Below are 9,439 nucleotides of genomic sequence, written 5' to 3' on the forward strand. Positions count from 1 at the left end.
GCCAACAGGATGTTGGTCAGAACGGCGTTGCGCCAGGACGGCGCGTTTTTAGCCGTTCATCCTTATTATTTAAATTTGTACGTCGCTAAACAGGCGCTTGCGCTTTTGTTCTGTTTATTCGTCTTTTGGCTTTTCTTTTTCTGGTTGTTTGTTTTCTTTTTGATCCTTGTCTTTATTAGGTTGATTATTTTTGCCTTCTTCTTTCTGACCATTGTTTGTTTGTTCTTTTTCAGAATCATTAGGCTTAGTTACTTCGGTTGATTCCTCTTCCTTTTTTTCTTCTTCGCCTACTTGGTTCGAAGGTTGGGATTCTTTTCCAGCCACATCGACGGCTACTACATAGAATTTCCCTTTGCCAACTTTATGGGCAAATGTTTCATCAGAAACAATCGAGGCAATCTTTTTACCAGCTTCGCTATAGACACGATAGCCAACAACATCTTTACTTGAAGAAGCACTCCATTTAATTGTGTCACCCGCTAAACTAGCTTTAACAGCAGCTGGTGCTTTTCCGTCATCTTCTAGCTTTGCATCAGCAACAATTAAATTCTTCCATCCAGAATTTTGCGGAATGAGTTGTGAATAGTCACGAACTAAGCCAAGGGTCATCTGTTTTAAAAATTCTGGGTTGACTACAAGACCTTCTTTAGTAAATTCTTTTGGAGTAGAAGATAGCGCACTATATTTTTTTCCGTTTGCAAGGATATAACGACCACCAGGGCTTAAGCTATCATCTGTTTTACTAGGAACGTATTTAGCATTGAAAATATCTGTTCGAACAAGCCCAGCCTTTTGACAAGATTCCGATGGTAACATGCCAGAAGAGGCACAATAGGAACGACTAACGATTCCGCCAGGCATTTTGAACCTTTCGCCTGATTTAACAATTTCAGGTTCAGCGTCATAAGCCGCATTCATAAGTTTTGCCCAGATTTGATAATTTCGTTGTGCATCAGAAACTCGGGTTGCTGCTCGTAGAGACGTACCAGATTCATAGCCAATCCAAGTACCAAGTGTTACATTAGGATTGAAACCGACGAGCCAGGAATCTTTAAAATCGTTCGTTGTTCCTGTTTTACCAGCCCAATCATCGGAAAACTTTAACATACCAGGAACAGTATATGCTGTTCCGCTTCCAAATACATCTCTCATCATATCAATCATTAAATAAGCAGTTTGCGGACTAAATACTTCTACTGGTTCCTCTTTATGCTCATATACAACATTGCCATCATGATCAGTGATTTTTTCTATCATATAGCCATCCTTGAACTGCCCACCATTTGCAAACGTTGTAAAGGCATTTGTATTTTCCTCTACAGTGACACCTTTTTGAGTTGCACCAAGAGCAATTGAGTGAATTGATTTATCTGTTTCTGTTAAGTGCTCAAACCCCATCTTTTCTAAATATTGAGTAGGGTTATCATTCATAATTTTATAGTACGTAATCGCTGCAGAGGCATTATGTGAATGTTTCAATGCTTCACGCGCAGAAACTAGGCCGTAATATTTGCGAGGCACATAGTTATTAGGTGTCCAGCCCCCAGGAAATGTATAAGGTAAATCAGCTATGACAGCACCTGGAGCACTCTTCCCGAGCTCAATCGCGGGTCCATAAACGAGTAATGGCTTCATCGTTGACCCATTTTGTCTCTGGCTTAGTGTTGCATAGTTCCAGCTAGAATTTGCATTTTCTATTTCACGTCCAGATACAAAACTTAAGATTTTACCAGTTTTGTTTTCAAACAGCATTGCTCCGATTTGTACAGGGTCAGGAACTTCTTCCATTTCTCCTGTTTCTTTGTTTTCCACGCTTCTAACAAGGGTGGGGCCGTAATTATCATATTCATTTTTAGCTTTCCTCATTGCATCGAACAATTTCTGATTAATGGTTGAATGTATTTTGTAACCGCCTTGACGCATTTCACGATCTGCTAATACATAATATTTATTATAGAGATCATCATCTTTACTTAAGTCCTCTTTTGAATGTCCATCTTCTTTAGCAAGCATTTCTATGAAAATATCTCTTGTTCGTCTTTCAATTTCATCAGTTACATCTGGATATTTTTCATATGCTCTAGGCTGTTTTGCTATAAAATCAGCCGTTATGTCGTAATTGATTGCCTCTTTATATTCTTTCTCTGAAATATAACCTTCCTTTTTCATTCGATTAAGAACTGTCTTCATTCGATTAAGCCCTGGTTCCAATAATTCGGGTTCTTTTACTTCTCCTTGATTAGTAAAAGGAGTGTATCGAAACGGACTTTGCGGTAATCCAGCAATAAAAGCAGCTTGCGGTAAACTTAGATCTTTCGCATCCTTTCCGAAAATTCCTTTTGCAGCAGCTTGAACGCCACCGACGTTTTGTCCCGAAGAATTACGCCCAAAGGTGGAAACATTTAGATAAGCTTCCAAAATTTCATCCTTATCCATAAAACGCTCCAAACGTAGAGCTAGAAGAACTTCCTTTGCTTTCCGTTCAAATGATACTTCATTTGTTAAAATTTGGTTTTTAATTAATTGTTGAGTTAACGTACTTCCACCGGATTGGACAGAAGAATTGGTGAATTCTTGGAAAACAGCACGGAACAAAGCCTTCGGTACAACACCTTTATGCTCATAGAAATACTCGTCTTCCGTCGCGACTAGCGCCTTTTTTAGGTAATCAGAAATTTCACTGATTTTTATTTCTTCTCTGTCAATATCAGTTCGCAATTTCCCTAGTTCAATGTTATCGGCAAAATAAACAGATGATGTTTCTTCATATTGATGAATATTCTTAAGCATATCATCTTTAGCGAGTACCTTTTGATCTTTGACTAGCGATGCAAAGTAACCAGCGCCGATACCACCAGCAAACGCTCCTCCAAGAATAAATACGATGGTGAATATTAATAGCAGATTCCATACAACGCCGTATGTAACTCTTGCTCCTTTTGCGATCGACTTGTATTTAATATTGGAAAAAAAAGTTTTTATTCGTTCCCAAATTGTATTTGTCCAATTTTTCATATGGTTTTCATCCCCCCAAAATCACTCCTATTATAGCATAAGTGACGGGAGAGGAAGTTATATTTTTTTCAGAAGGATTTGACATTGACAATAAAATATGGTTAAAATACGATAAGTTCATGTAAAATCAGCTTTGATAGGAATAAGTAGTCAACTGTCCCTGTTATAAAGAGAGCCGATGGCTGGTGTAAATCGGTACAAACAGAGTGATGAATTACCTCCTGGAGCTTTTGCCGTGAAATTTGAGAAGTAGCGGCAAACGGATCAGTTCCGTTAAAACGTAGAGTGGGGAATAAAATATATTCCCAAGTTGGGTGGTAACACGGTTAATAATCGTCCCTTCGTTTCGGCGAAGGGGCGTTTTTTATTTTTCCAGAAATGAAAGTGAGGAATTGAAATGAGTGTATTGTTAGATGATTTAAAATGGCGGGGGCTCATTTATCAAGAAACAGATGCGGAAGGGCTAGCAGAAACTTTAGAAAAAGAAAAGATTTCTCTATATTGCGGTGTTGATCCAACGGCCGACAGCATGCATATTGGACATTTGTTGCCATTTTTAACACTGCGCCGTTTTCAAAATCATGGACATCGTCCAATTGTGCTTGTTGGCGGTGCGACTGGTTTAATTGGTGATCCGAGTGGAAAAAAGGAAGAACGGAAATTACAGACTTTGGAGCAAGTAGATCAAAATGTTCAAGGACTAAAAAAGCAGCTGGAACAAATTTTTGAATTTGAAGGCGAAAATAGTGCTGTCTTGACGAACAATTTTGATTGGGTTGGCTCTATGGATCTCATTACCTTTTTACGAGATTACGGAAAAAATATCGGTGTTAACTACATGTTAGCAAAAGATATAGTGGCAAGTCGCCTTGATACTGGAATTTCTTTCACTGAATTTACATACACCATTTTGCAGGCGATCGATTTTTATAAACTCTATACGAATCTTGATTGTAAAATGCAAATTGGTGGTAGCGATCAATGGGGGAATATTACGACCGGTTTAGAAATGATTCGAAAAATGGCAGGAGAAGGTGCGAAAGCCTATGGCATGACAATTCCTCTCGTTACGAAAGCAGACGGCACGAAATTTGGTAAAACAGAGAGCGGAGCAATCTGGCTAGATCCTGTGAAAACGAGCCCATATGAATTTTACCAATTTTGGATTAATGCAGCGGATGCAGATGTTGTGAAATATTTAAAATACTTTACCTTCCTCGAACGGTCAGAGATTGAGGCATTGGAAGTTTCTGTACAAGAAGAGCCACATTTACGGAAAGCTCAGCGCACATTAGCTGAGGAAATGACTCGCTTGATTCATGGGGAAGAAGCATTGAAGCAAGCCATTCGTATAACACAAGCTTTGTTTAGCGGTGATATTGCTGAACTAAGTGCAAATGAAATCGAGCAAGGACTAAAAGATGTTCCTTCATACGTGCATGAAGAAGGCGAAGAAACTGGACTTGTGGAGTTGTTAGTTGCCGCAAAAATTTCTCCATCCAAACGCCAAGCACGAGAAGATATTCAAAATGGTGCGGTATCGATTAATGGGGAACGTGTGACAGATACTCAACACGTTATGAGTGACTCTGACAAACTCGATGGTCGATTTACAGTCATTCGCCGTGGTAAGAAAAAGTATTATTTAATTCAATATAAATAAGAAGAAAGCCGGCTTCTATTGCGAACCGGCTTTCATATTTTATTATCTACCAGAAATTTATAAAATCGGACACTATGGATAAGTTATAACGATGTTTAGTTTTCGTCTAGCTCCGACGGACAGGAAGTCCTAGTGCCGCCGGTGCGACAGGACGGCGCGTCTTTAGCCGTTCATCCTTATTTTAAAGTTTGTACGTCGATAGGCAATGCGCCTGCGCTTTTGTTTATCCAGTCATTTTCGACAGCACCGTCATTTTTCTGGGAATAAGTCCTATCCATTTGAATTTTAATGCCAGATAGAGAATGAGTACTGTTAAACTCTCGGATATTGGAAAAACAAGCCAAATCATATTAGGTCCGAAGAAATGTGGCAAAATCCATAGCAAAGGTATGAATAAGATAAAGCTGCGACATAAAATAATCCATGTAGCAATTCGGACTTTTTTAATAGATTGATAAAATTCTACAAAAACTAAGTTGATCCCTAAAAAGAGGTATCCCACAAAAAAATAAACAATTCCTAATTTCGTATAATCGATAATTTCAGGAATATCGATGCCGAATAAGTCAATAATAAATCCTTTTCCGACTAAGCCAACAATAAATACAGCTACTCCTAAAACAACCCCCATGATGAGCGCAATCCGAATAAATTGTTTCATGCGTTCATAGAGTTTCGCACCATAATGGTAACTTGTGATCGGTTGTAGAGCTGCCCCAATACCGATAAACAGCATAATAAACACTGCATGCATATAGTTAACAACCGCGTAAGCTACAACACCTGTTTCCCCAACATAATGGCTAAATGTTATGTTAAAGGCAATCGTCATTACCGCGGCTGAGCCTTCTACAATAAAACTTGGAAAACCAATTGAGATAATGTTACCTAGTAGAGAAAAATCAAGTTTCGTACGGATGTACCCTAATTGTTTTTTCTTCGTTAAGAAGTGTGTAAGTAAAACAAGAATTCCAACAAAAGTACCGATTACCGTTGCATAAGCGGCCCCTTTTACTCCCCAATGGAAAATGAAAATAAAAAGGTAATTTAAAATAATATTCACAACAGCTGTTACGATTAATCCTGTCATCGCGAGCGTGGGATTTCCATCATTTCGAATAAAAATACTTAAGATATTCTCGAGCACAAAAACAAGCCCAAATAACAAGATAATGTGGAGATAATCCTCTACATATGAAATAAATGATTCATTTGCACCAAATAAGTAGGCAAGTGGACGCTCAAAAAATAAGCAACAGAGAAGAATCAATCCTGTTGTTACTACCGCTAGAATAATAGAATGTGTGAATATCTTTTTTGCAAGATTGTGATCTTTTTGACCTTGGGCAATCGAATATAGTGTGGCACCCCCCATCCCAATCCACAAAGAAACAGATAAAATGACCGAATAAATCGGTACAGCGATGTTAACACCTGCTAGTCCCTTTTCTCCAACCCCATGACTAACGAACAGACCATCAATTAAAATATTGATCGCCATTAATATCATTCCGAATAGTGAAGGAATTAAATACTTCATAAATAATGGACGGGGTTCCATCGTTTTCATCATTGAATGATTGCTATTCATAAAAATACCACCTAATGTTTATAATCTTTGAAGTTTGTTCCGTTTATTTAATGTTTTTTTGGCCTTCTATGCTATGATGTTAAAGTATTCGGTAACCGTATAGTCAAGAGTGAGAGGTGAAAAAATTTGGAGCCTACGAAAAAATTATTTACTACTGGAGAATTTGCAGATTTATGTGGAGTGAAAAAGCAAACTTTTTTTCATTATGATGATATAGGTCTGTTAAAACCAGAGTATAAAAACGAAAATGGGTATCGTTATTATTCTGTCCAACAAACCGAAATTTTTAGTGTTATTGAGATGCTAAAAGAGATTGGGATGTCGTTAGCAGAAATAAAAGACTTTTTACAATTCAAAAGCCCGAAGGAAGCCATTGAATTATTGGCAGAAAAAGAAGAAACGCTGAAACAGAAGATTATGAAGATGCAGAGGACACAGCAAATTATTCAAAACAAGAAAAATCAGCTTGAAGAAGCATTAAAGTTGGATTTTGATCAGATTACTATCGAAGAGATGGAATCAGAAAAACATGTATTAAGTGAAAAAATTTTAAACTGCACCGATAAAGAATTTACGAAAGCAATTATGGCATTTATTAAATATACGAAGCGAGAAGGACTTGATATTGGCTATCCAATTGGAGGAATGATTCGCCATGAGCAAGTAATGGCACGGGATTATTGGAATTATTCACATTTTTATATGCGTGTGAATCAATCTGATCTTGCAGAACCTTTCATCAAAAATGCTGGGAAATATGTAGTTGGCTACCATAAGGGAAGTTATATGACGATTCAAGAAACATATGAAAAAATAAGAGCTAATTTAAGAGAGCTGCGGTATTGTATTTGTGGTGATAGCTACGAAGAATATGTAATCGATGAGATCAGTGTTAGTGGAGAAGATAATTATGTCACAAAAATAATGATACAAGTAGAAAAAATGTAAGGTGTTACTGATACTAGGAGGAAACGGATGAATAAAGATTATATAATAAGTGAAACAGAGAAAATGGTCTTTCAGCAATTAAAAGAGGAAGGAAGCGGACATGACTGGTGGCATATTTATCGGGTTACCCAAACAGCTAAAACGATTGCAGAGCAGGAAAAGGCAGATTTATTTACTTGTATCATGGCTGCCTTACTGCACGATTTAGCAGATGAAAAAATAGTTGGCGACGAAAAGAAAGGAATTGAAGAAATAAAAAGATGGTTAACTGAGATGAATGTAGATGATCTTTCTCAATCGAATATTATCAATATAATTACCACAATGTCTTTTAAAGGCGGTGGTCGTCCACGGATGGAAACGCTAGAAGGTAAGATTGTACAAGATGCTGATCGTCTTGATGCGATCGGAGCGATCGGGATTGCGAGAGTATTTGCTTATTCGGGAGCTGTGAACCAGTTAATTTATGATCCAAATGTTAAAGTGAGAGATGATTTAACCCCGGAAAAATACCGCCAGGAAAAATCAACAGCCATCAACCACTTCTATGAAAAGCTATTAAAATTAAAAGACCTTATGAATACGGATTACGGGAAAAAGCTTGCCGAAAGAAAACACCAATTTATGGAGGAATATTTAGAAAGATTTTTTCAAGAATGGGAGGGGAAATGAGTGGATAAAAATCTATACATAATTAGACATTGCCAAGCAGAAGGACAACCGCCGCAGGCAAGTCTTACAGAAAAGGGATTCGAGCAGGCACTTGCACTAACCGAATTTTTCTCGACTATCCAAATAGATCGAATCATTTCAAGTCCTTTTTTGAGGGCGATACAAACCATTCAACCATTTGCTCAAAAGACAAACTTAAAGATTGAAGAGGATGAAAGGTTAGCGGAAAGGATTTTAAGTAAGGACCCTATTCCCAATTGGCTGGAGATCTATAAAGAAACATATCAAGATTTGGATTTGAAATTTTCAGGAGGGGAGTCTACTCGTGAAGCAACGAACAGAGCGTTGAGTCTTATCCATGAAATTCAAAAATCTCCCGAAGAAAATATGATACTTGTAAGCCATGGAAACTTGATTTCTTTGTTAATTAGTAATCTATTTGATGAAGTGAATGGGTTTAAACTATGGGAGAACTTAAGCAACCCTGATGTTTATCACTTACAATTTAATAACGAAGAACAACACTTTAAACGAATATGGGAATCAAATTAGGAAGGAAGAGGTTTAGTCATAATAAGGCTAAACCTCTTTTTTTTTGAATTTTTTCAAAAAGGGGATTTTAAATTTTTACTTTTTTTGTATAATATACGTTATATAACGGATGATTTATATCATATGATTTATAACAGGAAAGGAAAATAACGATGCCACCGAAGAAGAAGTTTTCTAAACAGCAGATTGTTGAAGCCGCTTTTGAAATCGCTAAGGAAGAAGGGATGTCGAATATAACGATTAGAAAGGTTGCTGAAAGACTAGGAAGCTCCATTGCACCGATTTATGTGAATTTCAATAATGTTGAGGAATTGATCAGTGAGGTAATGAAAAAAATTATTGAGTTAAGTCATCAGCTAATAGAGGAAGTTGATTCTGGACAGCCGTTTCACGATATTGGTGTTGCTAGTCTACGTTTTGCGAGAGATTACCCAGTCCTTTTTCGAGACTTTGTTATGAAACAAAACGATTATATTCAAAACTATGATCAAGATATGGGACATGATCTGATAAAAAAAATGCAGGAGGATTCAGATCTTCAGGGGTTGTCTAATGAAGAATTAAAAACCGTCTTTTTGAAAATGAGAATTTTTACGACGGGGCTTTCTGTCATGATTGCAAATGGAATGCTTACGGAAGAGTTTAATGAACAGATGGGGATTGATCTCTTAAATAGTATGGCAACCGATGTTATTTCGTCTGCATACTTGCGAAAAAACGATATTTAATATTTAAATAGACTCTCGGAATATAGAGGCGTAAATTTGCTGAGTTTCCAAAGGATTACTGGGAAATGAGCATTATTGAAGATTTGGTATTTGTTTTCAAAACCTTTTCAAAAAAAGACATGCCAAAGAAGCGTCACATATTTATTTTTTTAATAGGTTGTTTTTGTAAACATTGTTGCTTACCAGGACAGTGCTTGGTTGATTTCCGCTACAGTTGCTCGCTTTCCGCGGGGCGGGCGGTGAGCCTCCTCGGCGTAAACGCCTGTGGGG

General features: G+C 37.3%; 8 protein-coding genes and 1 other annotated feature. Of the genes, 6 read left to right on the plus strand and 2 right to left on the minus strand.

Annotated elements, in window-relative coordinates; all coding sequences use genetic code 11:
• Positions 1-114: 114 nt before the first annotated feature.
• The gene (locus BN1243_RS21270) at positions 115-3,015 is read right to left on the minus strand and encodes a transglycosylase domain-containing protein (protein ID WP_062110209.1); all 2,901 of its coding nucleotides are present in this window, start codon (positions 3,013-3,015) and stop codon (positions 115-117) included.
• Positions 3,016-3,139: 124 nt separating this feature from the next.
• Positions 3,140-3,359: a binding site (T-box leader), on the plus strand.
• Between the two features lie 53 nt (positions 3,360-3,412).
• On the opposite strand from BN1243_RS21270, the gene tyrS reads away from it, so the two are divergent.
• On the plus strand, positions 3,413-4,678 hold the full coding sequence (tyrS, locus tag BN1243_RS21275; protein WP_062110211.1) for a tyrosine--tRNA ligase: 1,266 nt from the start codon (positions 3,413-3,415) through the stop codon (positions 4,676-4,678).
• Positions 4,679-4,901: 223 nt separating this feature from the next.
• Here tyrS and BN1243_RS21280 read toward each other — a convergent pair whose 3' ends face one another.
• Complete coding sequence (locus BN1243_RS21280) at positions 4,902-6,269, minus strand: MATE family efflux transporter (RefSeq protein WP_062110213.1); 1,368 nt, start codon at positions 6,267-6,269, stop codon at positions 4,902-4,904.
• A 126-nt stretch (positions 6,270-6,395) separates the two neighbouring features.
• Here BN1243_RS21280 and BN1243_RS21285 point away from each other — a divergent pair, with 126 nt between their 5' ends.
• From BN1243_RS21285 to BN1243_RS22815, 5 genes are all read left to right on the plus strand, one after another.
• A complete protein-coding gene (locus BN1243_RS21285) occupies positions 6,396-7,217 on the plus strand; it encodes a MerR family transcriptional regulator (RefSeq protein WP_062110215.1) in 822 nt (273 codons plus the stop codon).
• 27 nt (positions 7,218-7,244) lie between these two features.
• Entirely contained in the window at positions 7,245-7,889 is a 645-nt protein-coding gene (locus BN1243_RS21290; protein ID WP_062110217.1) for an HD domain-containing protein, read from the plus strand.
• A complete protein-coding gene (locus BN1243_RS21295) occupies positions 7,890-8,441 on the plus strand; it encodes a histidine phosphatase family protein (protein ID WP_062110219.1) in 552 nt (183 codons plus the stop codon).
• A gap of 152 nt (positions 8,442-8,593) precedes the next feature.
• Positions 8,594-9,169, plus strand: a complete 576-nt coding sequence (locus BN1243_RS21300; RefSeq protein ID WP_062110221.1) for a TetR/AcrR family transcriptional regulator — start codon at positions 8,594-8,596, stop codon at positions 9,167-9,169.
• 65 nt (positions 9,170-9,234) lie between these two features.
• On the plus strand, positions 9,235-9,439 hold a 205-nt coding region (locus BN1243_RS22815), incomplete at its 3' end, for a hypothetical protein (protein ID WP_230200288.1).

The sequence above is a fragment of the Bacillus niameyensis genome (assembly GCF_001375535.1).
In the GTDB taxonomy this organism is placed as follows: Bacteria; Bacillota; Bacilli; order Bacillales; family Bacillaceae_C; genus Lederbergia; species Lederbergia niameyensis.

What these genes read in the sequence shown, in the direction of transcription:
- BN1243_RS21290 (WP_062110217.1), top strand. Translation starts at nt 7,245, where the DNA reads ATGAATAAAGATTATATAATAAGTGAAACAGAGAAAATGGTCTTTCAG.
- BN1243_RS21300 (WP_062110221.1), top strand. Translation starts at nt 8,594, where the DNA reads ATGCCACCGAAGAAGAAGTTTTCTAAACAGCAGATTGTTGAAGCCGCT.
- BN1243_RS21280 (WP_062110213.1), bottom strand. Translation starts at nt 6,269, where the DNA reads ATGAATAGCAATCATTCAATGATGAAAACGATGGAACCCCGTCCATTA.
- tyrS (WP_062110211.1), top strand. Translation starts at nt 3,413, where the DNA reads ATGAGTGTATTGTTAGATGATTTAAAATGGCGGGGGCTCATTTATCAA.
- BN1243_RS21270 (WP_062110209.1), bottom strand. Translation starts at nt 3,015, where the DNA reads ATGAAAAATTGGACAAATACAATTTGGGAACGAATAAAAACTTTTTTT.